We start from the raw sequence: 24,212 nt of genomic DNA, 5'->3' as shown, positions 1-24,212 counted from the left end.
GCAAATAATGCTCCACACCGACCTCATGTTAATTTTATTTAAAATTCAACAAGTAAAATAAAAATATTTACTAAAGTAAACTTGAAAAGTTACTTTAGTATTATGCAATGCAATTTCATTTTTAAAATGCTACGCATAATGCAACCTTATACTCACTAGGGTAATTGACGTAACGTTTCATCTACTTTAGTGATAAATTTTCTGACATCTAAAGGCTTGGTAATATAAGCATTGGCGCCCATGGCAAGTAGCTTTTCTTTTTGACTATCGGTTGCATCGGCGCTGAGTATCAGTATTGGTATTTGACGGGTAGTTACATTGTTGCGTAACTGAAAGAGCACTTCATCTCCTTCTATATCTGGTAAATGTAAATCTAGTAAAATCAAATCGGGCAAAAATTTAAACGCTAGTTCAATGCCTAAATTACCCTGTATCGCGGTCGTTAAATTTAAATCTGTCCTGCGTGCTAACAACGCTTCAACTAAACGTAAATTAGACAAATTATCTTCTATATACAAAATATTATAAACGCGTGAGTGTTCTGTGGTCGTGAAAGCGCTTATTTCAGTGCTGTAGCCTAATAACTCCTGATTGGCCATATGGCCAACAGGGAGCTCAAACCAAAAGGTACTTCCCACGCCCAATACTGATTCTAAACCTAGCTCACCACCCATCGCGTGCATCAAAGCTTTACTTAAGGCCAAGCCGACACCACTGCCTTCTTCAGTGCCTTGGTCAGCACTTAATCTTTCAAATACTTCAAATACTCTAGAGTAATCTCCTGACGCAATACCATACCCCGTATCTTGCACTGAAATATGTAAAGCACCATCGTGTTGACTCTCACCACAAGTCACAGTAATCGTGCCATTCCTACAATTATATTTCACCGCGTTAGATAATAAATTCAGCAATACTTGCTTAATACGTTGTAAATCAGCCATTACATAATAATCATTGCCTCCATCATGATAGCTGAACTTAATGCCACGTTTTTCAGCCATAGGGCTCATTAACCCCCAGGTTTCTTTAATTAAAGCGTTGACCTGCAAGGCTTCAATCGACAAATTCTGTTGGCCCGCTTCAATACGGGCGATTTCCAACACTTCATTGATCAATAAAGATAAATGCTTACCGGCTTTAAGGATATGCTCTGTGTATTCTTTGTGAATGGCCGATAAAGGTTCCATTTGCATTATTTCACCAAAGCCTACAATGGCGTTTAGCGGAGTACGTAGTTCGTGACTCATTCTCGATAAAAAATCACTTTTTGCTTTGTTAGCAGCATCAGCTACTTTCATCGCTTTTAATAAGTCTGCTTCAGTTTTTTTACGCGCGGTCATATCGCGTACTATGCCGGTGTATAATCTAGCACTTCCCAACTGTACTTCAGCTACCGATAATTCCATTGGAAATTCACTGCCATCTTTTCTTTGTCCGGTGACTTCTCGACCTATACCGATAATTTTTGCTTCACCCGAGCGTTTATAATTTGCTAAATAGCCATCATGCTCTCTAGCATAAGAATATGGCATCAGTATTTTTACATTCTGGCCCTTAAGCTCAGCTTGAGAAAAACCGAATAATTCTTCTGCTGCTCGGTTTGATGTCTCGATTAAGCCATTTTCGCTGATAGTGATAATACCATCCACTGCATTATCTACTATGGCATGTAAGCGTGCTTGATTATCCAGAATGGCCTGATTGTTTTTTTTACGTTCGGTAATGTCAGTGCCAACCACAACAATGCGTTTACCTATTTTATCATCACCATCAATTTTCAGTGCAATCTGCACTGAGATCATTTTTTTATTCTTTCTTCGTAAAGTTGTTTCGTAAGTGATGTCTGATTGCTGTCCAGCTAAAATTGGTGTCAACTTATTGCCTAAATCAACGATGTTGATACTGCTATCAAGATCACACAGAGTCATATTATGCAGTTCTTCTTGTGAATAACCGCTTAATTTAATCGCTCCTTGACTGACATAATCAAATTTAAATGAACTTTCACGAAAAATGAAGATAAAATTTTGGCTGAGATCAAGTGGAAACTTAAATTGTTCCAGTACCTTATCAGCGAGATCACGATTAGTTGTATCCTGAAACTGAACTCGAAAAGTATAACCTTGTTCAATTTTTATTTGTGTTAGTGACAGCTCTAACGAAAATATTGTGCCGTCTTCGCGTAAGCCAGAAAGTTGCAGCGGGATATCGTTTATCTTGATATCGCTATTATTGATCTGAGGATCAAATACTTTGTAGAAGAGTTTATTGTAAGGAAAGGGAAAGAAAATGCTAATATGCTGCCCAATAGTTTCACTGGCTGAGTAACCAAAAATTTCGGCAGTCTTTAGATTCATTGACTTGATATAACCTTGTTTGTCAAAAAACAAAATACTATAGTCAAGATTATTAAACACTTGACCTAACAAGTTAAGCTCTTGATTGAGTGTTTTAAATGCCGCATTTTTCAAGATGATTTTGCCAGTGACATTGGCATTGACTAATCTCGATGCCAATGTATCCATAACCATACCGGCCAGATCCTGTAATATCAATTTTTGTTGGTCATTTAAGCTGCGAGGAATGGTGTCAATAGCGCAGAGTGTACCAATATAACGGCCATCAGAGGTTTTTAGTGGCGCTCCTGCGTAAAAAGCAATATGTGGGTCGTCTTGCACCAAAGGGGATTGACAAAAACGTTCATCCAAACGGGTATCTGGTACGATCATCAATTCATCAGTCAAAATAGTATGGGTGAAAAAAGATATGTCTTTATTCGTTTGTTCTGCTGCAAGCCCAACGCGAGATTTGAACCATTGACGGCTATCATCGACCAATGAAATGAGTGCAATTGGCACGTTTAAAAAAGCAGACGCAAGCCTAGTTATCCTGTCAAATACCTCTTCAGAAGGGGTATCTGATACAGCATAACGTTTTAACGCCATAATTCTTTGCTGTTCATTTTTTGTAATTGGAAAAACTTGCTTGCTCATATTTATCCTCTTATCATTTTATAAAGATAGCGCCTAACTCTAAAGCTATGATTTTTAAGGCTATTTTGCAAAAGTTTGGCTGGTATTCAACGCAGAGCCTGTTTCATGTGGTTGATCTCGACGATGTATCCTAAGTCGCTCTAACTCCTGCACTCATGCAGTCGCCCGTAAACAGGTGATAAAGCAGTAGAGATAACAAATCAATATTGCTCATAAAATTTTGATATTAAAAATAATTTACGCTAAAAATAGCCAAAATTCTAGAAAAAATCAATTAAACCCCAGCAATTGTGTAGTAAATGCAATACTCACACGGTTTCAAACCTTTTGTACCATTATAAATAAAATGATTAAAATATGTACGAAAAGGTCAATGTATTATTACTAATTATTTTGGCGTTAAAATTGCATTTGATATTTATTATGGATTGTTAATCTGGGGGGCTAAGATGAAATTAGCAAAAAAACAGGGTGGCTTTGTGATAACTAGTGAACTAATCATATTAGCGACAGTTATAGCTATAGGTTCAATTATCGGCTTTTCCATCATGCGTAATGCCTTGGTGGCAGAATTACTAGATATCGCAGATGCTATAGAAGCCAAGCAGCAATATGCTTTTGATGGCACAAAAAGATCGCCTTTAATAATAAATAATAATGGTAGCGATGGACTGATCTGGATTTCTTTTAAAAAAGACAAAAAAGACAAAAAAGACAAATAGTAATGGTAATACGAGCGTTTTTGATAATCCCTAACCATCCATTTTTAATGCTTTAACTTTATTGGGATATCTCAGCATTAAATCTAAAACAAGCTCTGCGTCCGTTGGGCCGTCTTTTGCACCGCTGGGTGAAAAAACTTTACGGTATTGAGCTAACATTTACGTGTTAACGGGGTGAATAGTGACAAAATCAAATTTTTGAAGTGCGTAAACTATAGGCCCTTTGGATAGTTCAATAGCAACAGCTATTTGTCCTTTGTATTGCTTATGAAGGCTGCTTATCCATTCATTGATCGACTTAGGTGAGTGCTTAATTACTTCAAACTTTCGTGTACTTGAATTAGCCACTTGAACGCAGACATCGTGTTTATCATTTGCCCAATCAATAACAATATAAACTGAAAACTTAGTCATAATTACCTCCAATTGTTATTGTCAGCATGTATGCCAAAGCTCTTCGAAAGCAATATAGATAGCGTTTATGGGCAAGTATTCGTTTTTAAGCTAAGGCGTACCTATGACAGCGAAAGTAAAGCGGTAACCATCTAAATAATATCGTATCAATATTCGTATGAAATAGGCACATGGTCTGAACACCCTAATTATAGTTTTATTCAGACTGAAAGGACTATATTCTATCTAAACTGCCCTTTACTGAGGTGAATTTGGTTAAGAAAAATCGTCCGCTCTGTGGTAAAAGTTAGGGTGATTTTGGATTAAAAACACCGCTCATTTTTGTCTCAGTGGGGCTACATTCCCTTAACCGAATGCCATTGTTGTGCCCATCCCCTCGAAACATATCTAAGGTTCATTTCGAGTGGATGGGCACAAACCCCCTCCTAGGAAACCCTACTGTGAGTGGTAAATATTGAGCTTTAAGCAATATGTTAACTTTTAAAGTTTTAATTTTTTCTAACCACACAAATCATTTCTAACTCAAATTAACGGCAGCTTTAGGCTCTGAACTGCCGTTAGTAACTCAAAAGCTAAGGTCAGCTTATGCTAGGAGCTGTAGTATTGCTTTAGTCACTCGTAACTTCCGCAATGCGTACAAAGCAACCAAAAAACCTATCTCACTAAGTGCCCCAAAGCGCCTTAGAAAATACCTTTTAGACACTAAGGTGATCCCCCTTTTTAGCTTAGAATCTAAAAATTTTGGTCAACATTATTTAACCACTAAAATTCAACATTATAATACTCAAGCAACTTGATCATCCAGATAGCGACGCATATCGATAAGGTGAGTGTACTGGCCTTTCAACATAAGACTTATTGCTGAGTTTCCGTTAAATCTTTCATTGTCTTTATGAACCCATGCGTTGGCCTGAGATTCTATAGGAAATAATATCCTGAGGTCTTTGTATATGCCGATAATTAGCGAGATGCGCTCAAGGGTATCTCGAGAAATGGAAGCGGCCTTGCCTTTCTTCCAATTGTAATAGGTTGACTCCAATGGCTGACCAAGCAATATGATTTGATCTTTAACCTTGATTTTCCAAGCAGTCATGATATTAAAAAATGTGCTAAGTGCAACCTTGGCTGTTTGTCCTGGGGTTTGTGCTAAAACATCTTCAACTTGTGTCATCAAAACTATCACCATATCACTCTCTCATATATTAACAATAAGCTGGCAGTAGATGAGTTGCAATGTTATATGAGGCTTGAAGTCCATATTCGCTGTGTACCCCATAGTGAGATAGAAACCCCGTAAAGGCATAATATATCTAACGTCTACTTCAGGCTCAATGTGACTGCTAGGTATAGTGATTAGATTCTCAATTTATTACCACTTACCGTCCCAAAGCTGTCGGTATGATTCTAAAACCTTTGGCCTTCAAAGTGGCATAAGTGATCAACGAGGTTAAATTTAGTAAACAAAACATGTAGTGATTGGGCTAAGTGAATAGCCCTTACAGAAAGACAGTTTAATTTAAAATATTGACAATAGGTAGTTTGGTTAATTCATTATCAAAGCCATTAACTATTTTGTGCCATTAGCTCAGAAAGTAGGTGTAAATATACGATAGTAGAACAAAATAATATTTGCCATGAAAGCGTGGATTATTGAAAAATGACATGACTCAACCGACTAATGCTTCGCGCTGCACAGTGAGTTGCCCGATTAGATTCCTAAGAGATAATTGTTATTCATATTCAAGGAGAAAAATCATGTTTAAAACAGTATTGAGTTGGATTTTATGTTGGTCGTTATTAGCTTTATCTTTTTACTTACAAAAAAATGATATGGCAGTGTTTGTTTTACTTTGTGTTGGATATATTCCACTCGTCGTACTTTTATTCGTGAATATATTTCAGCTAGGGGGCAGCTTTAACAAAAGTACACCTCTGCAAGATAAGAAGACCCTATGGAAAAACTTTAAGCTACCTCTTTTAACTATGCTTGTGATGACAATTTTGTTACTCACTACCCTGTACTTACCTCAAGAGAGTCAAGATGAACGGGCGGTAAAACTTCTTCTAGTATATGCGATAGGAATGTTTCTTACTGCCATCGCATTAATGTTATTTGTCGATACTTTTATTTCAAAGAAACAATCAAAAGATAAGAAATAATAAAAATTCTCTGTAAGTAAAGTACGATGGTAGGCGGAAAAAAAAGCAGCCCTGCCATAGGTGAACTTCGCATCGTGAGACGTTCTAAATCAATTTATCTTTAGTTATATGAGTAAATAACGTTTCAATGCCGGCTCATTTTCACTTTTAGTCGAGCTACTTGTTTACAGACATAAGTAAATAATAGGTCTACCTATGATTTTAGACGCTATACAAAAAAAGACGCCGCATAAAAGCCTAAATACAATGGGAGGTCACAATGTTAAATATTGATAGTTTCTTAAGACGGTTAGGTAAGCCTAACCACCCTGGTTGGTTATTGGTCGCGGTTGATTGTCGAAATACAAAGCAGCTTTACCTATTAACGAATGGTGGACTTGGCAATATCAACTGTGCGCCTATTGATCAGTACCCAGCTGAAATAAAAGCGTGTGCACAAAAAATGATTTGTGATGGTGTGCTTTATATGAAACCTAACGAATACCCCTTAAATATTGGCGCAGGTAAATCTGTGATGGCTTATTTTTATCAACCGAATGAAACTTTGCTTAAGGATAAACCTAAGCTTTATTTTTCAAGTATCTTCATTGGCTGGCAGCACACGCATCAAGTAACCGATAAAAAAGCTGCTGTACTACTTTCATTAAGTGAACAGGACTTTGCAAAGTTTAGAGAAGATAAATTAGAAATCACTCAGGCATTATTAGAGAAGTTACATGAGACAACGGGTTTAACTAAACAGGTTTGGCTTAAGTTATTCACTAAACACCAATCAAGAAGGCAGACATGAAAAAATTCACCACCGTTACAACACAAGAGCTGAGTTTACTTATTTGTGATAGTTGTGGGGTGCTGGCCAGTATTGATGATACTAAGTTTCATGAATTCATTTGTGTTCAACAAATGTGTGGTTATGGCTCAATTCATAACGATGGTTATGAAATCGCTATCGATTTATGCAAACACTGTTTTGCTCGGATGTGCGGAGATATTTTGTCAATTACCGACCTGCACGCTGATTTTACGGCAGCTAATGACTGCAAAACCATTGAATATCACAATAGACCAACCGCTATTACACAGTCAAAAAAAAGACGTTGTGACACAGACGAAAGAAAATGGGGTGTGTATTTCTGCACGAAAGACATTAATTGCCAATCACATCAGCACTCCCGATGAACTTAAAATAGCGCTATAAACGCGTCGAGCAGCTTTGGGATGCGCAATATAATTCAAGTAAAGGAAATGAGCTTAACAAGCTATGTGACTTGATTTGCGCATATGAAAAGAAAGATTGGGATAGTGACTTTATCCAAAGGCCACTTTCAGATGATGATTTTATATCAGACATGTTGAACGCTAGTGAAAGTAGATCAGCTAAAGATACAGTTACTGCCAGTGGAGTTTTAACAATTTCCCCCACGAATAAAAAGGTTAACAAGGACGACGCTCTGCACTCGTCCGTTGATGAAGATGATAATAATTGAGGAGTTAACGCATGTCACATATTAAGCCAAGCATGGAAAAAGAAATGCTCAAGACGATTGAAAAAGTATGGGCTAAGCACCCAGGTTTACGATTAGGCCAATTGTTGGTCAATGCCATTAATCCTGCAGAGCCTTGCCCAGAAATTTACTACACCGAAGACTATAATCTGATTGATGCCTTGAACCAGCTAATGCCTCAAGAAGTCGACAGTAGTGAAGTCCCCATCAACGAGATTGAAGACATTATTTTGTTACACAACAAATTGTTTACTATATACAGAGACAAAGTGGCAGTGGATATCTGGATCCACACCCAAATGCCAGCTCTTGGTGGTAAAAAGCCGATATCATTGCTGACAACTAAGGAAGGCCGTAAACAGTTACAGCAAGTGTTAAATGAAATCAAACATGGATTTTTATGCTGAAGATTATTAAACGAAATAAGCAAAAAATCAGTTAATTATATCATTTAGCAAAAAAGTAATGAGCTACCACTTGCTATGATTATTACTGCATTACGGCAGCGACATTTAATGGCTTATACCCGTAAAAAAGAACACAGGCATGGTGCTTATCTTATGTGGAGTGAAGCAGAGAGGGATGAAAGCTTATTACTTGTTCCTGTGCATTGTAATAAAGACAACAAGCTCCTGTATATTCAAGCCTTTTTTGATAGAGGAACGCTTCCCCTAGACAAACAGCACCTTTGGTGATCAGTAAGTATTCAAAAGGTTAGTCATAGGAAAACAAACTATGGGAAGTTGGATCATTGGTTGATATCAAAGTGACTCACAACGCAACACATACGAATAATCAAATATAAATATTTGATGTCTACATTTAGCACTAAATATAAACCTTCCCTCTTTTACACTTTTCACAATATTCCTCTTCTGTCTGTATTGCCAGTTGCCCGTTTCAACTTCTGTTATTTAATAGATAGGGACTTAAAATTTTATTAACAGGAATAACCGAATGATTACTCAAACAATGAATATCACTGACACTAACGATGTGATTAAAGCTGATTTGGCAAGTATCCCCGCTGAGCAGTTAGTTGACTTTAAAGACCCCAATAAAAAGGGTTGTTTACTGCACACAAAGCTTGTTGGACACATTCTTGGTATAAGCAGCGTTCAGGCAAGCCATATTATTGATGGGAATCCTGAACTGGAAAATGTATTAGCAGAGGTAGAAAAGAGTTTGATCAGAAAAAGCTTGCTTGATCCTAAACTACAATTGGCTCTTCTTTACAATCCCGATGGTAGTTTTAAATACAAGATTGCTTCAAGTGATGAGTACATTTTAACTGATGAAGACTTCATTCACGCTAACGACATGTCAGAAGTAGCGGATGCTGTAATAGCGATAACAGAACTCAACGGCAGAGCAGACCAACAATTACTGAGTATCCTTGATGCTGACCTCAATATATATCGAGTAGAGCTAGATGATATTTCACCGCCCTCTTATAAATCAATTTATGACAGGATGTTTGGTAATTATCTAACCGCCATCGACATTGAATTTAACTACGATGTCAGCAACGGCGTAATAAAGGAAAACGGTGATGAATGGCCCGTAAGTTTTGAATTAATCATTAATGATAACTATGTATTTGTCGAATTACTTCAAGACTATTCACAGGATCCTACTTATTTGGAAACGGCAGGATGCGAGATGCTAGTAAAAAAAGTGACCTTTTCAGATTGTTTTCCTGGGAGTGGCTTCTTTTTTCTTAATTGTGATCGCCCTACTGATATGTTTTATGAAAAATTAGTCGAATTTATGACGCTGATATTTCCTTACAGCGACATCCCTTCTTTTGAGGATTGTATTAGCTATAACAACAGTCCAGGTCCCTAAACTGTCGTAAAACACAGTATCGTATAGATTAAAAATTCAACTTTTTGTACTGACGCCTCGATTTTCCATTTTTTAACTGAAAAACGGATGAAGTGCTTGAGCTGACTCACGATAAACTCTTTGCACAATAAATATTCAACAGGAAAAAACATATGCTTAATATATTACCGCTTCATCAGTATTGTGAAATTTCAGGTGAGTCACAAGCTGCAGTAATCAAAAGAATCGAACGAGGAATTTGGATAGTGGGAAAGCATGTTATTAAAATACCGAATGTCAGAGAAAGGTGGATAGACACCATTGAAGTCGAAAAATGGGCTCGAGAAATAAGATAACGTGTTTATAGCGCGTTTTATTTTAAAAAACATAAAGAGTAAATAATGAAAGATATAAACAACGATAATAAACTCCCACGAGGTGTGAGTATTAAAAAAAATAAACTCAGTAACTCGTTACAATTGAGTTTTACATACAAAAACATCAAATGCCGTGAAATTTATCCATTTGAGGTGACAAGTAGAAACATTAGGAGAGCTAGTGACAAAGTCGCTGGTATTCGTGACAGAATTGAACGCAATATATTTAATTACGCTGATGATTTTCCAAATTCTTCAAAATTAACAGTGTTTTCTAATATCACGCATGATGTGAACGTAAAACACTATCTTGACGATTATATAGAAAACACTGTGCGCCGCGGCTTATCACATACAACTATTAATAGTTACCGAAAATCAGTTGCTGCATTAAAACCCTTGTGGGATTTTCCCATTGTAAAACTAACAGCCAGAGAAATTCTCAGTTTCATAGAAAATTCACCTCAAGCACCGAAGACTATTAGAAATCGGATTTCGGTGCTTCGGTGCTCTTTAAATAAAGCGATCCTTCAAAACTTGATTACGATAGATCCTACATCACAAATTAATTTATCTGTGTTTTTATCAAATGAAAAAAAATTGAATGCCCGAAAAAAACACAAAGATGTTTTGCCATTTAATGGTGAAGAAATTCATAACATTTTAAACAATTGTTATGGTCAAGAAAATCATATTGTGACTTTTTGTATAGAAACTGGATGTAGATCGGGTGAATGGGCGGGTTTGAAATGGTCTGATGTTGATTTTGACAACAAAGAAGTCTGTTTAGTCGAAACATTTACTGAAAACCAAATCAAAGGAACAAAAAATAATTTAGCTAGAACGGTCCCTCTTTCAAACAAAGCTATCGAGGCACTTACTTCGCAATTTGAATTGACAGGAACCAATGGTGAATTTGTTTTTTTAAATAGTAAAGGGAATCCATGGAACACAGATAGTTTTAGAAAACATCAATGGACAAAAATCATCAAAAAATCGGGTGTGAAATATCGTTATCCCTACCAACTACGTCACTCTTTTGCCACAAGAAATATCAGCGAAGGCATGAATTTATGGAAGCTATCAAAATTAATGGGACATAGATCACCAGAGATGCTTTTGAAACACTATGGCAATTTTCTTGATGATTATGAAAAGAAAAAAAAGGAGTAATAAATAAAATATAAAGTACAAAAACCTCAGCTATCATTTAATATGTCGGCTGAGATTTTTGTGTTTATTTAACATTATCAATGAATTAAATAATTACAACAGAACACTCGCGGAACACTCGCAATATAAACCCCCCTGAAGATAAAGGGCTACAGAGAAATTCGACGGGGGTTCGATTCCCCCCCGCTCCACCAAAATAAAGACCGTTTTTAGTCCATTAGTTATACCTAGTAACTTTTAGATTTGGCCATAGTCTGGCAACAGACTATGATAGAAAACCGCTTAATTGCGGTTTTTTTATGTCTAAAATTTACCAAACAAAATGCACTCAAAATATCAATGACTCTGACCCCATTGATTACATAAATCTAAGAACAAGCTAAAAGCGAGTAATAAACTTAGATATGTCGCTTATACTATGAAATATAAGGTAAAATAGTGGCAAAACATTCCACTTAAAAGAACTAATGGCAAATTTTAAGACTCACTTCAATATAGCGGCTGCTGGTACAGGTATTAGCTCTGCAGTGCTATTATCAGCAGGTCATACTGACATCAATACAGCATTATGGTTTTGGTTTTTAGGCACTATCGGGGGATTGTTACCTGATATTGATTCCGACAACTCGACATCACTTGATATTATTTTCAATATATTTACCGCCGTCATTCTGCTGATGGTTTTGCGCTACATTACCGGAGAGCATTTTAGAGAGATCCGTTTTATTGAATTGCTGGTAATACCTTTAGCCGTTTATAGCATAATGAAATGGCTGATCAGACCATTATTTGAAAAAGTGACGGTTCACCGGGGCAGCTGTCATTCTCTGTTATTCCTTATTTTATGCGGCCTACTAACAACGCAGCTAACTTGGATATTCAATAACGAATATGTAACTAAGTCGGCTATCCTTGCCTTACTTTCAGGTGGGTTTGTTTTCTTTGGCGGGCTTATTCATTTAATTTTAGATGAGATATACAGTGTTGACTTAAGTAATATCCGCATTAAACGCTCTTTCGGTACAGCCCTGAAAATAGCCTATTTTAAAAGTAAAGGTGCAACATTTATGATGTTAGTTGCCAGCATCGCATTAGGCTATATGCTACCGGAAACTGATACAACAATTAACTTATTAGCTGATTGGTCAACTTTTAATTTCTACTAAGAAGAGCACCAGTCGGTTGGTGTTGAGGGGATATATACTGTCTGTTGGACGTCATATTTTCACAAAAAAAAGACACTAAAACGTGTCTTTTTTTATCTCTTATTGCTCTCTAAAATTTTCAATTAGCCTATTTTACCAGGCTAACTTTTTACCCCATACGATGCAGGGCACAAATTTTATTGCCTGATGGATCACGTAAATAAGCAAGGTAAAGATTACCAATCGGTGCACTTCTAACACCTGGTGCGTCTTCACAAGCAACACCACCATTAGCAACACCCGCCGCTTGCCATGCATCAGCTTGCTCAGGAGACGTAGCAGCAAAACCAATAGTGCTGCCATTACCATGACCGGCTTCTTCACCGTTTATTGGCTTAGTTAGGGCGAGAATTCCATTGTCAGTAAAATAAAAGCACCGACCTTTTTCATCCATTACACCCGGTTTATGGCCTAGTTCACCTAAAATGGCATCGTAAAATACTTTTGATGCTTTTACGTCGTTCGCACCTATCATGATATGACTAAACATTTAATTTTCCTTTTTAATTGAACAAAAACACCAAGGGCGTTAGCTAAATTTTTAAATGATTTAGCTAACGCTTTAGTATCTAAAACTGCCTCTAGCATGCACGATAAGCAGTTAATAACACAATAAAAAATTTGCATAACTTATAAAGTTTATAAGTTATGTTTTAGCCAACAGCCTTCACTCCTGGGTTTTAATTGACCTGTTGAGTCACAACTTGCTAATACTTAGCTTAGCGCTTGACGGCATAAACTCCGATATACAACAACCCAGCAGAAGGTTTAACTGGTCTTTACTTTCAGTTATCTATACATCATTTGTTAATAAATCTTCACTGTTAGCACTGCGGTTTTCTGCTATCCACAAATAAAATACCGGTAACACGAACAAGGTGAAAAATGTGCCAATGGCCATACCGGCAACTAAAATAATACCAATGCTGTTTCTTGCTTCTGCACCAGCGCCAGTGACTAATACTAGCGGGAAATGGCCCAGTATGGTTGCCGCTGTGGTCATTAATATGGGTCGTAAACGCGTCGTTGCTGACTCAATAACGGCGTCAAATTTACTGTTGCCTGCTTCTTGTAAATGATTGGCGAATTCGACAATTAAAATACCATTTTTCGCGATGAGTCCCACCAAGGTAACTAAGCCAATTTGCGAGTAAATATTTATCGTGGTTAACTCCAAAAATGGTAGTAATAATGCCCCAGACAAGGCTAATGGCACACAGCCGAGTAATATCACTAACGGGTCACGATAACTATTAAATTGAATCGCTAATACTAAGAAAACAATGACTAAAGATATTGCCATGACGGTGATTAAACTATTACCTTCAGCACGAATTTGACGCGATTCACCGGCATAATCTAAGTTGTAGTTATTGGGTAACATATCAGCCGCTGCTGACTCTAAGGTTTGTAATGCCTGCTCTTTTGTTACCCCAGGTAATATTCCCCCATAAACCCTAAACGAATTTTGTTGACCAAACGAGCCTAAGGTTCTGGGCACTGTGCGATATTTAATTTCAGTAAATGCCGATACCGGTATTAACACACCCGCGGGTGTTTTCACGGTTAGGTTTAATATTTTTTCAGGTTGTGAGCTGATATTATCAGCGACCATTGGAATAACCCGATAGGCCTTGCCATTAGCATCAAAGCGATTGACATAATTGCTGGAAAGATAGGTTGATAACTGGCTACTCACGTTAGCCACCGTCATACCTAGGTCAGCAATTTTATCTCGGTCTATTTTTAGTTCAACTTGCGGTAAATCGATTTTTAAATCTGTATCGGCATAGAGAAATTCGCCACTTTGAAATGCCGCACCCACAAGTTTGTCAGCGTACAATTTCATTTCACTGTAGGGCGATGAAGACTTAACCACCAGCTCAACATCAAACTGCCCTGCGGTAGGCAATGGCGAAGGTAAAATAGGTAGCAAGTTTAAACCTTCAGAGCTTTGTAGACGCCCATAAACTTCAGGCAGCATTTCTTGAATGCTTTTATCTCGTTTATCATTACTGACAAATTCAAGACCGCTAAAACCACCGCTACTAAATATTATCTGCCATATCTCTTTGCTGCCCTCAGTTTCTAGTAAGGTTTTAGCGACACTAGCGACATTATCTTCACTGTATTTTAATGAGGCATCGGGTGGGGATTGTACAATAATGAAAACGCTGCTTTGATCTTCAGTCGGCGCTAGCTCTTTGGCTGACATTAAATAAAAAGGCACAATTAATAACGAAACAATCAGGGCAAAAAAGAACAACTGTCCTTGCCAGTGAAAAGTTTTTGCTAATAGTCGACCATAAAAATTTTGTAAATGCTCAAATGCGTGGTTAACCTTAACGGTTAATTTACTTTCTTTACCACCTTCACTTGATACATAAGCACTCATTATCGGTGACAAGGTAACGGCAACCAAGCCAGAAATTAGTACGGCGATAGCCAAGGTAAAAGCAAACTCTTTAAATAAAACCCCGGTTAAGCCTGATAAAAAGCCAATCGGTATATAAACTACAGCCAAGGTTAAGGTCATGGCAATAATTGGCACCAGCAGTTGTCGAGAGCTCATCAGAGCGGCTTGTATACGTGGCACACCAGCGCGCATATGTCGGGCAACGTTTTCAACCACCACAATAGCGTCGTCTACCACTAAGCCAACCGATAAAACGATCGCTAATACGGTGAGTAAATTCAAACTAAAGCCCATCAACCAAATAGCGGCAATGGCACCTAAAATAGAAATAGGAATGGTTACTAAAGGCACTAAGGCCGCTCTAAATGACCCCATTAACACCACAACAACAATACCGACTAACACTATGGTTTCCATGAGTGTGGTGATAATTTCTTGTAATGCGTCTCGCATATAGAGTGTGCCGTCGTAGGCAATATCTATTTTAATATGTGGTGAGGCGGCATTGATTTCATCAAGCACTTTATAGAGTTCATCACCAATGGAAATTTCATTCGCACCAGGTAAAGGCCAAACCGAAATATAAACGGTATCTTTACCATTAAAACGCGCGGTAGCCGTGGCTTGCTCGGCGCTATACTCAACCCGCGCAACGTCTTTTAAATACACGACCGCGTTATCGCTTTGCTTAACAATTAACTGTTCAAACTCACTGACCGACGACATTTGTGTATTGGCCACAATGTCGATTTTTTGCCGCGCGTTTTCACTATAACCTAAGGTTGAAATACGGTTATTATCCGCCAAGGCTTGATAGACTTCATCAGCGCTAAGATTGAAAATATTTAATTTGTCAGCATCAAGCCAAACCCGCATAGCTGGAGTTCGGGCGCCTTCAATACCGACCTTTTGTACACCGTCAATATTGTTAATAATCGGGTTGATTTCTCGTGTAAGGTAGTCGGTAATTTGCGCGAGTGTTGAACCTTCTGATGCCACATTAAGATAAAACACAGCGAAAGGTCTATCGGTTCTTGTTACGGTAACAAAAGGGTCTTCTGCCCCCACTGGCAACTCAAATTTAATTTGATTAAGGCGAGTGTTTAGCTCAGATAACGCATCGGTACTATTTTGATTAAGCTTAAGCCAGGCGGTTACTTTACTTTGGCCTGAGCTAGTGCTTGATTCGACAAAATCAACCCCAGGAACGGTTGATGCTACTCGCTCGACTGGGTCGGTAACAAAACCTTTAACCACATCAGCAGAAGCGCCGGTATAGTTAGTGGTTATTTCCAGTGAAGCCCCTTCAATTTTAGGAAATTGTAATACCGATATGGCATTAACCGCCCATAAACCCACTAAACAAATAAATATCGATAATACGGTGGAGACTACAGGTTTTCGAACAAAAACATCCATAAGATGTTTCGATGAAGATAATTCTTTTAGCATGACTATTCCTATCCGCCTAAGTTATCTTGATCAAAGTAAGTTTTTAATCCTTGGCGCAATTTAAATGCCCCTTTGGCGGCGATCAAATCATCTACCTTGAGTCCTTTAATCACAATAACTTGCTCGTCGATTCTATCACCCAAAACAATTTTTTCTCTGCTCGCGCGATAATCGCCTTGCTCATCTTTAATCAGTTTAAAAACATAATCGCCCAGCTGATCACGCACAATCGCCAAGTTTGGCACTGTGATGACAGATTGGGCCGGCATAATGGGTAAGGCAACTTTAACTAATTGATTGGCTTTAATGTCCAGCGCTGAATTAAACACCTTGGCTCGATACTTAAGTTGACGAGAGTCTTGGCTATACAAAGACGCTACTGAACTGATCATGGCTTCACTGCTAATACCGGTTGAAGCAGCATCAGCATTAACGGTAATTTCAACGCTACTATTTACCGGTAATTGTGCATAGGTTTGTGGGACCTTAAAATCTACCCAAATATAGTTTTCAAGACCGAGCAAGTCGGTAATGTCAGCGTTTTTATCAAGAAACTGCCCAAGATTAATATTATGAATACCGACACTGGCATCAAAAGGTGCCGTAATGATTTTTTTTGCAATAATGGCTTCTAAACGCGTCGTATCAGCGATAGCAATGCTATATTCTGCTTGTGCTAAGTCGACACTTTCTTTACTGATGCGACTTGCTTTTTCTAGCGTGATATAACGCTGCAGTGTGCGTTTTTTCAATTTCATCGTCGCCTTAGCTGAGGCCAATGACGCTAACTCTTCACTATGATCTAATTCAACTAATACTTGGCCTTTTTTAACCCTATCGCCTGAGGCCATATTAAGTTTGCTCACCTTGCCAGCCAGTTCGTTTTTCAAGGTGATATATTTAACCGCTTGCCCTTCACCAATGACAGATATTTGTTTTTGGTAAGTAACACCTTGCGCCCGAAAGGCTTGTACTTTTGCACTAGGCTCAGGTCCAGATTGCATTTTCTGGCCACCTGACAATGACGCTTTATAATAAAACAACCCACCAACAACAGCAGACACAATAACAACAACAATAAACCAACGGATTAATTTCATAACGCTTTCCTAAGGTAAAATATCGCAGCAATTCCATGCCGACGACACACCTGTAAAAATGTTTCACAGGGTATAACCTCAATCACAATTGAGGTCGATAATTAATTCATAATATTTCTATCAACACCACGGATAACCTAACGTTGCGCTGATAGTGAGAAGGCTAAAACTGACTAAAATTCAATCAGATTAAGTGTAGACAAAAACGGCCATTATTTTGTCATACAAAAGTGAAAAGCAAAAGAAAATACACCTAACTAACCACATCATTACATTATTGCCCACTTGTGCCCATTAAACTTAATGGAACGGGTCTGTTTTTTAGTGGTCTGCTATCACATCAATTTAACTTACGTTAATATACCCACCCTACTTCAAGATGCAGTTTCAGGGCTAAATAGTGAAGTAAAGTAGGTATGTAACCCTGAAAATTTCTTAATCGCAAATTACTGGAGCACCTTTTGCTTAAAAAACTTACGCTTTTATCGGCAACAATCATAACAACTTATCTTTTATCATTAACCATCAGTCTCTTGGCTACAGCGAAAACTGCGCCCGTAAGCCGTGTCGCACAAATAACGGCTGACTATGCTGTAGCGACCTACCAAGATGATATGCTGAATAGTTTACGTGCGCTGATTAAGCACAATACGGTCGCCAAAGAGGGAGTGTCAGTTAATGACAATCCGGCCCACATTGCCTTTAAAGCAGAATTAAAAAAACAAGCGCAAACACTCGGGTTCGATTATCTCGACGATGGCTATGTGGTTATTATTGGCTTAGGTGCCCAAAAAGAACGAGTGGGTATTATTACTCATGGCGATGTGCAACCCGCTAACCCAAAAAAATGGCAAAAATCACCTTTTGAACTTGATATCACCTCAGAGCCAGGGCGATTAATTGGCCGTGGTACTGAAGATGATAAAGGCCCAATTTCAACCGCGTTATATGCCATGAAGGCGATTAAAGATAAAGATTTAGCACTGAACAAACGTATTGAGTTATATATTTATATGGCGGAAGAGTCAGACTGGGAGCCACTGAAAGCTTATATCAAAACCCATGACTTACCACAAACCAATATCACCATTGACGCCGAATACCCGGTGGTAACCGCAGAAAAAGGTTACGGCACTATTAAGTTAGTGTTTAACCAGCAAGAAAAGCCCACAATTTCTCCTTATGTGAGTGAATTTAGCGGTGGATTCTTTGGTAGCCAAATCCCTGAAGATGCCAGTGCGACTATTGAAAATGCCAATATTGTGCTACTAGAAAGGTTAATGCGCAAAGCACTGAGTTACCAAGGTGTCAGCTTTGATCTTGAACTAAAAGACAGCACCTTAACTATTAAAGCATTAGGTAAGTCAGCACATTCTTCAAAACCTGATGAAGGCGTAAATGCTATTCCCTACCTTGCCGATTTATTGTCTAGTACGCGTTGGGTCAATAATGGTCCAGGTACTTTAGTTAACTTTATTAATGACAATATTGGCCTAGGCTTAACCGGTGAAAAATTTGGTAACATTGCTTATCAAGATGATTTTATGGGCCCAATGACCGTCTCCCCTACCGTGATAAAACAGCATGATGAAAGCATAGAACTGAACATTAACTTGCGCCGTCCACAAGGCAAGAGTAAACAGCAACTTAACGATGAAATACATCAAGCAGTACAAAACTGGAATAACAAATTTGATGCGGATGTTAAAGAGTTAGCGCATGATATTGGTGACCCTTTTGTGCAAAAAGATGTGCCACATATTAATACCTTATTAGCGGTGTTTACCCACTTTACGGGCATTGAAGATGCGAAACCTATCGCCATTGGTGGTGGGACAAATTCACGCTTATTTCCCAATGCGGTTAGTTTTGGCCCGTCTATGCCCAATGCCGAATACACCGGACATTCAGAGCATGAGTTTATTACTATGGAACAGTTTGTTTTAAATTTAAAAATGTATACCGCGGTGTTAGTCGAATTAGCTAAGTAAATATAGAAATAGCGGTCAGTTGAAAGCTGTCAGTTAGAAGCTGTCAGCTTTCAGTTTGCTTGGCTTTTATGCCTTGCTTTATATCTTCGCTTACCAGGTGACGGACTGAGGTTTCAGTACAACAATCGCTGCTGGTTTTAACCATGGCTTTGTCTTTAAATAAGCTAATAGGCTTGGTATTTAGCACTCGTCGCGATATTATTTAACAAAATAATTTATGTATTAGTGCTATGAAAAAAGTTTGTTTAGTTACCGGTGGCAGTTCGGGTATTGGTTTAAGTATTGTTAAGCTGTTTTTAGCAAAAAAATATCAGGTCTTTAATCTTGATCTTACCGCGTCAGATTTTGGTGATTTTTGCCCTTGTGATATCACCAAGGTGAACGACGTTAGCCGGATCATTGCTAATATTGCCAAACAAGGCCCTATCGACGTTTTGGTTTCTAACGCCGGCATACATTTTACAGGCTCTATTGAAAACACCAGTGAAGCAGATTTTGAGCGGGTTTTTAATATCAACGTTAAAGGTGCTTATGCGGCTATTAAAGCGGTTTTACCGGTAATGAAAACACAACAAAACGGCGCAATAATTTTGATGTCATCAGATCAAGCACTGATTGCCAAACATAACTCGTTTGCTTACAACCTCAGTAAAGCCGCACTCGCCTCAATGGCAAAAACCACTGCACTTGATTACGCACAATATAATATTCGCGCCAATGCTGTTTGCCCAGGCACTATTGAAACCCCGCTTTACCATCAAGCCATTAATAATTATTGTGCAAGCTCAGGGGCGAACAAAGCTGACGTGCACGCAGAAGAAGCGGCATTGCAACCTTTAGGCAGACTAGGACAGGCAGAAGAAGTAGCCGAATTGGTGTATTTTCTTGGCTCAGACAAAGCAAAATTTATCACAGGTAGTTTGCAAGTGATCGACGGCGGCTATACAGCGCAATAGCACTAAATTCAACTGAATCAATACGATAAATACAATACATAGCCATGAAAATAATCGATCCCCATCTGCATTTATTTGCTCTTAATGAAGGTAACTATCAATGGTTAAGAGCAGAGAACCCGCCTTTTTGGTCAGACAAACACCTAATAGCTAAAAACTTTTCTGAACATGACCTAACATTAACCTCACCGTTAATATTAGCGGGTTTTGTGCACATTGAAGCGGGTTTTGATAATCAGCAACCTTGGCGCGAAATCGCTTGGTTAGAAAACACCTGTAACATGCCCTTTCGCAGCATAGCAATGCTCGATATTACCCTGCCAAAATTGAAATTTTTACAGCAAGTGGACAAGCTAATGCGCTATCAAAGTGTGGTCGGTATTCGTTATATTTTAGATGACGACGCTTTAGCCATTCTTAACGATAAAAACAGTCAAGATAACCTAGCAAGCTTAGCCGAAAATAAACTCATTTTTGAGCTGCAAATGCCACTAGCAAACCATCAGGCCGTTGATAGTTTACTTAACATATTATCAGTAACACCGCGTTTACAGCTTTGTATTAACCACGCGGGTTGGCCAACACAAGATAAGGTGCAACAGGTCCATTGGTTAAACAACCTTAAACGCTTAGCTAGCTTTGACAATATTTTCATCAAATGTTCTGGTTTTGAAATAACCGACCGAGCTTACTCAGTAAATTGGTCATATAAAATCATCCGACAGTGCATCGACATTTTTGGTGTTGAACGCGTGATGCTAGCCAGTAATTTTCCGCTATGCTTGTGGCATGCTAGCTATCAAGAAACTTGGCTGGCCAACACTCAAGGTATAAGTACTGAGCTTACAAAAACAGAGCTTTTAAAAAAAGAGTCTGAATTTGCCTTTAACACCGAACAGTTACAGCAATTATGCTTTAGTAATGCGCAGCGTTTTTACAAATTTCTATAACGGCTAAACAAGCAGTAGGCGCTTATACAAAATATAACTCGCAATAATGACTTGTTTGCCGCAAAATAATTTCTCATTCATCTCTATCTAGGTAAAACCATTTCGTTTTAAACACTTATGGATGCATTCGATAAAAAAATACTGAACATATTACAACATGACTGTACCGCGTCGGTAAGTGATGTTGCCAGCCAAGTAGGTCTGTCAACAACCCCATGCTGGCGACGTATTCAAGCGATGGAAAAGTCTGGCATTATTAAAGGTCGCGTAGCACTTGCTGACCCAGAGCAACTTAATGTCGGCTTAACGGTATTTGTTACCATTAAAACCAATCAGCACAACCCTAAATGGCTTAGTGAGTTTAGAAAGGTAGCGATAGATTTCCCGGAAATTTTAGAGTTTTATCGCATGAGTGGCGAGGTAGATTATTTACTGCGTGTGGTAGTGCCCGACATGAAAGCTTATGACAGCTTTTACCAACGCTTGATCACACGGGCAAGTTTTGCAGACATCAGCTCCAGCTTTGCCATGGAAGAAATTAAATACACCACCGCCCTCCCCATTGACTATATCTAATACCAAAGAGAGCAAATTAGCTATCAGTTTGAAGTATTGAGCTGTCAGTAAAATCAAACAAACAGCCCTTTCTTTTTAACTGAAAGCTGACAGCTCCAAACTGACAGCTTCCAATAGGCTATATCTAATACCAAAGAGATTAAGTTAGCAGTATTGCGCTGTCAGTAAAATCAAACAGACAGTTCTTGCTTTTTAACTGAAAGCTGACAGCTTCAAACTGACAGCTAATCTTTTTAACTAATCTTTTCAACCCATTATTTCAAAGCATTGACTGTCACATTAGGTGAGCGTTTAACTATTTCGTCATTAAGCTCAATGCCAATGCCTGGGGTTTCAGATACTTCAAAAAAACCATTCACCGGTTGTGGGTCTTGTAAACATAGCTCACGGTTCCAGTCTTTAATCGCATAAGTATGATGCTCATGAATTAAAAAGTTTGGAATCGCGGTTTCAAGATGCAAAGACGCCGCTGTAGCCACTGGCCCTCCACAGACATGGGCCTGAATACGAATGTCGTAAACGTCGGCATAATCACACACTTTTTTAGCTTCGGTAAAGCCACCACATAAGCCAATATCAGGCTGTAACACGTCAATACTTTGGTCTTCAAAATAAGGTCTTACATCCCAACGGTGATACAAGCGCTCGCCACCCGCAATGGGCACGTTAACATTGTTAGCCACTTTTTTATGTACGGCCGAGTTCAGATAGTTCACTGGCTCTTCGTAGAACATGCAGCCAACTTCTTCAACAATTCGCCCCATTTGAATCGCTGAAGCCGCGCCCATTAATGAATGTGATTCAAAAATAATGTCAACGTCTTCACCCACGGCATCACGAATGGCGCGCAGGCGATTACCAAATAAGCGCATTTGTTTTGGGGTGAATAATTTAGTGCGATCAAATGAAGAACTGCCATCATGGTTATAAACAATCGGATCAACTTTTACCGCGTCATAGCCTTGTGCAACGGCTTTTAATGCGGCCTCTGCATATTGTGCAGGTTCAATAAGTTTAGTAATTTTCTCATCCCAATCAAACTGCAATTGGCTTGCGTAGGTGCGCAACTTTTCATTAGTTTTACCGCCTAATAATTGATAAACCGGTAAGCCGAGTGCTTTACCTTTTATATCCCACAAAGCGGTATCTATCGCACTCATGGCCGAATAAAGCACTGGGCCGCCACCTAAACCCCAAAAGCTTTCTCGTAGCATTCTAGACCACAATAATTCGGTATTAAAGGGATTAAAGCCTATCAGTATCGCTTCACTAATCTCTTTTAACATTGCCGCAGCAGCACTGTGACCCCAGTCGTAAGCCAGACCTGCTTCACCGACACCGGAAATACCTTCATCGGTATGTACACGAATAAATACTGGGTTCCAACCTGGACGTTTTGGACATTCAATATCAAAAATTTCTACATGAGTTACTTTCATTATGCTCTCTTTACATGTTTTTTAAATGCGCTGCTAAAATCACTACAGCCATGATATTCAGGGTTATAGCGCGAAATTTGGATCTTCTTTATAGACTCGACGTAACATCGCTGGCCAAGCTTTTTGCCCACCCGTTTGTCCGGTATGCACTATGTTTGCTTGCGCTTTAATACCATCAACAATACTTTGGTCAACCAATAGTGGCTTCATACCCATCGACATTACTTGTACTTGAATTTGACAAGCTCGTATTAAATCATACATATGCATAAAAGCATCACCTATGGTTTTGCCCATGGTTAAGGCGCCATGATTACGCAATAACATGAAATTTTTATCACCTAGGTCTTGCTGTATACGCAACTTTTCATCGTCGTTGACCGCCAAACCTTCATAATCGTGATAACTGAGTGAGGCAAGTGCGAACATTGAATATTGGCTAATAGGCAATAAACCTGCTTCTAAACTCGCCACCGCTATCGCTTCATTACTGTGCACATGCAAGGCACAAATATCGTCATGACGAACGGCGTGAATAGCACTATGAATGGTAAAACCTGCGGGGTTAAATTCAAACGGGCAGTCGGCATCAACTATCTTGCCCGCCATATCTACTTTAACTAAATTCGACGCGGTAATTTCATCAAACCGTAAACCAAAAGCATTAATCAGTACATGCTCTGTACCAGGAATACGCACCGAAACATGGGTGTAAATTAAGTCATCCCAGCCATGCAAGGCAATCAGTCGATAACATGCGGCTAAATCTACTCTGAGTAGCCATTCTTGTGCTGATACTTTATCTTTTAAATCAATTACGGGAACTGCTAACATCAGCCTTTACTACCTTTTGCTTGAAAAATAATATCGAGGGTATATTTGTTATAAACCTTATCCTATGATGGCATAGAGTGAAAGCTCCAGATATTATTAGTTATACCAATTTCACTAAT

Annotated in this window: 20 protein-coding genes and 1 pseudogene; 13 read left to right on the top strand and 8 right to left on the bottom strand. The window is 38.6% G+C overall.

Going from position 1 to position 24,212, the window contains the following annotated elements:
* Positions 1 to 155: 155 nt before the first annotated feature.
* The gene (locus H4J61_RS10130; protein WP_182184964.1) at positions 156 to 2,996 is read right to left on the bottom strand and encodes a PAS domain S-box protein; all 2,841 of its coding nucleotides are present in this window, start codon (positions 2,994 to 2,996) and stop codon (positions 156 to 158) included.
* 449 nt (positions 2,997 to 3,445) lie between these two features.
* On the opposite strand from H4J61_RS10130, the gene H4J61_RS10125 reads away from it, so the two are divergent.
* Positions 3,446 to 3,718: a hypothetical protein gene (locus tag H4J61_RS10125; RefSeq protein ID WP_182184963.1), complete on the top strand. Its 273-nt coding sequence runs from the start codon at positions 3,446 to 3,448 to the stop codon at positions 3,716 to 3,718.
* Positions 3,719 to 3,754: 36 nt separating this feature from the next.
* Here the strand turns inward: H4J61_RS10125 and H4J61_RS10120 are convergent.
* A pseudogene (locus H4J61_RS10120) lies at positions 3,755 to 4,132 on the bottom strand (transposase); the annotation flags it as partial.
* A 784-nt stretch (positions 4,133 to 4,916) separates the two neighbouring features.
* On the bottom strand, positions 4,917 to 5,303 hold the full coding sequence (locus H4J61_RS10115) for an antitoxin Xre-like helix-turn-helix domain-containing protein (protein ID WP_182184962.1): 387 nt from the start codon (positions 5,301 to 5,303) through the stop codon (positions 4,917 to 4,919).
* Positions 5,304 to 5,887: 584 nt separating this feature from the next.
* Here H4J61_RS10115 and H4J61_RS10110 point away from each other — a divergent pair.
* From H4J61_RS10110 to H4J61_RS10075, 8 genes are all read left to right on the top strand, one after another.
* The gene (locus H4J61_RS10110) at positions 5,888 to 6,292 is read left to right on the top strand and encodes a hypothetical protein (RefSeq protein ID WP_182184961.1); all 405 of its coding nucleotides are present in this window, start codon (positions 5,888 to 5,890) and stop codon (positions 6,290 to 6,292) included.
* 259 nt (positions 6,293 to 6,551) lie between these two features.
* Positions 6,552 to 7,082 carry a hypothetical protein gene (locus tag H4J61_RS10105; RefSeq protein ID WP_182184960.1) on the top strand — a complete coding sequence of 177 codons (531 nt, stop codon included), beginning with the start codon at positions 6,552 to 6,554 and terminating at the stop codon, positions 7,080 to 7,082.
* A complete protein-coding gene (locus H4J61_RS10100) occupies positions 7,079 to 7,471 on the top strand; it encodes a hypothetical protein (protein WP_182184959.1) in 393 nt (130 codons plus the stop codon). Before H4J61_RS10105 ends, H4J61_RS10100 begins: the two co-directional genes overlap by 4 nt.
* A gap of 319 nt (positions 7,472 to 7,790) precedes the next feature.
* A complete protein-coding gene (locus tag H4J61_RS10095) occupies positions 7,791 to 8,204 on the top strand; it encodes an MbcA/ParS/Xre antitoxin family protein (protein ID WP_182184958.1) in 414 nt (137 codons plus the stop codon).
* 75 nt (positions 8,205 to 8,279) lie between these two features.
* Complete coding sequence (locus H4J61_RS10090) at positions 8,280 to 8,492, top strand: hypothetical protein (protein ID WP_182184957.1); 213 nt, start codon at positions 8,280 to 8,282, stop codon at positions 8,490 to 8,492.
* Positions 8,493 to 8,754: 262 nt separating this feature from the next.
* A complete protein-coding gene (locus H4J61_RS10085) occupies positions 8,755 to 9,645 on the top strand; it encodes a hypothetical protein (protein ID WP_182184956.1) in 891 nt (296 codons plus the stop codon).
* Positions 9,646 to 10,025: 380 nt separating this feature from the next.
* Entirely contained in the window at positions 10,026 to 11,174 is a 1,149-nt protein-coding gene (locus H4J61_RS10080) for a tyrosine-type recombinase/integrase (RefSeq protein WP_182184955.1), read from the top strand.
* 467 nt (positions 11,175 to 11,641) lie between these two features.
* The gene (locus H4J61_RS10075; RefSeq protein ID WP_182184954.1) at positions 11,642 to 12,340 is read left to right on the top strand and encodes a metal-dependent hydrolase; all 699 of its coding nucleotides are present in this window, start codon (positions 11,642 to 11,644) and stop codon (positions 12,338 to 12,340) included.
* A 148-nt stretch (positions 12,341 to 12,488) separates the two neighbouring features.
* On the opposite strand, the gene H4J61_RS10070 is transcribed toward H4J61_RS10075, so the two are convergent.
* From H4J61_RS10070 to H4J61_RS10060, 3 genes are all read right to left on the bottom strand, one after another.
* Positions 12,489 to 12,869, bottom strand: coding sequence for a VOC family protein (locus H4J61_RS10070; protein ID WP_182136493.1), 381 nt, complete (start codon positions 12,867 to 12,869; stop codon positions 12,489 to 12,491).
* 303 nt (positions 12,870 to 13,172) lie between these two features.
* Positions 13,173 to 16,247, bottom strand: a complete 3,075-nt coding sequence (locus tag H4J61_RS10065; protein ID WP_220461239.1) for an efflux RND transporter permease subunit — start codon at positions 16,245 to 16,247, stop codon at positions 13,173 to 13,175.
* 8 nt (positions 16,248 to 16,255) lie between these two features.
* Complete coding sequence (locus tag H4J61_RS10060) at positions 16,256 to 17,347, bottom strand: efflux RND transporter periplasmic adaptor subunit (protein ID WP_182136494.1); 1,092 nt, start codon at positions 17,345 to 17,347, stop codon at positions 16,256 to 16,258.
* 461 nt (positions 17,348 to 17,808) lie between these two features.
* Between H4J61_RS10060 and H4J61_RS10055 the strand changes: the two genes are divergently transcribed.
* The 4 genes from H4J61_RS10055 (at position 17,809) to H4J61_RS10040 (ending at position 21,820) form a co-directional block, all read left to right on the top strand.
* Positions 17,809 to 19,338, top strand: a complete 1,530-nt coding sequence (locus tag H4J61_RS10055) for a dipeptidase (protein ID WP_220461238.1) — start codon at positions 17,809 to 17,811, stop codon at positions 19,336 to 19,338.
* Between the two features lie 230 nt (positions 19,339 to 19,568).
* Complete coding sequence (locus H4J61_RS10050; protein WP_182184953.1) at positions 19,569 to 20,294, top strand: SDR family NAD(P)-dependent oxidoreductase; 726 nt, start codon at positions 19,569 to 19,571, stop codon at positions 20,292 to 20,294.
* A gap of 44 nt (positions 20,295 to 20,338) precedes the next feature.
* Positions 20,339 to 21,244 carry an amidohydrolase gene (locus tag H4J61_RS10045; protein ID WP_182184952.1) on the top strand — a complete coding sequence of 302 codons (906 nt, stop codon included), beginning with the start codon at positions 20,339 to 20,341 and terminating at the stop codon, positions 21,242 to 21,244.
* 117 nt (positions 21,245 to 21,361) lie between these two features.
* On the top strand, positions 21,362 to 21,820 hold the full coding sequence (locus tag H4J61_RS10040; protein ID WP_182184951.1) for an Lrp/AsnC family transcriptional regulator: 459 nt from the start codon (positions 21,362 to 21,364) through the stop codon (positions 21,818 to 21,820).
* Positions 21,821 to 22,074: 254 nt separating this feature from the next.
* Here H4J61_RS10040 and H4J61_RS10035 read toward each other — a convergent pair whose 3' ends face one another.
* Both H4J61_RS10035 and H4J61_RS10030 read right to left on the bottom strand, forming a co-directional pair.
* Positions 22,075 to 23,259: a mandelate racemase/muconate lactonizing enzyme family protein gene (locus tag H4J61_RS10035; RefSeq protein ID WP_182136498.1), complete on the bottom strand. Its 1,185-nt coding sequence runs from the start codon at positions 23,257 to 23,259 to the stop codon at positions 22,075 to 22,077.
* A gap of 63 nt (positions 23,260 to 23,322) precedes the next feature.
* On the bottom strand, positions 23,323 to 24,093 hold the full coding sequence (locus H4J61_RS10030) for a class II aldolase/adducin family protein (RefSeq protein ID WP_182136499.1): 771 nt from the start codon (positions 24,091 to 24,093) through the stop codon (positions 23,323 to 23,325).
* Positions 24,094 to 24,212 lie beyond the last annotated feature (119 nt).

This window comes from Colwellia sp. MB3u-4 (genome assembly GCF_014077065.1).
GTDB lineage: Bacteria > Pseudomonadota > Gammaproteobacteria > Enterobacterales > Alteromonadaceae > Cognaticolwellia.
The sequence above is the reverse complement of the archived record's forward strand: the minus strand, read 5'-3'. Positions and strand labels throughout refer to the sequence as shown.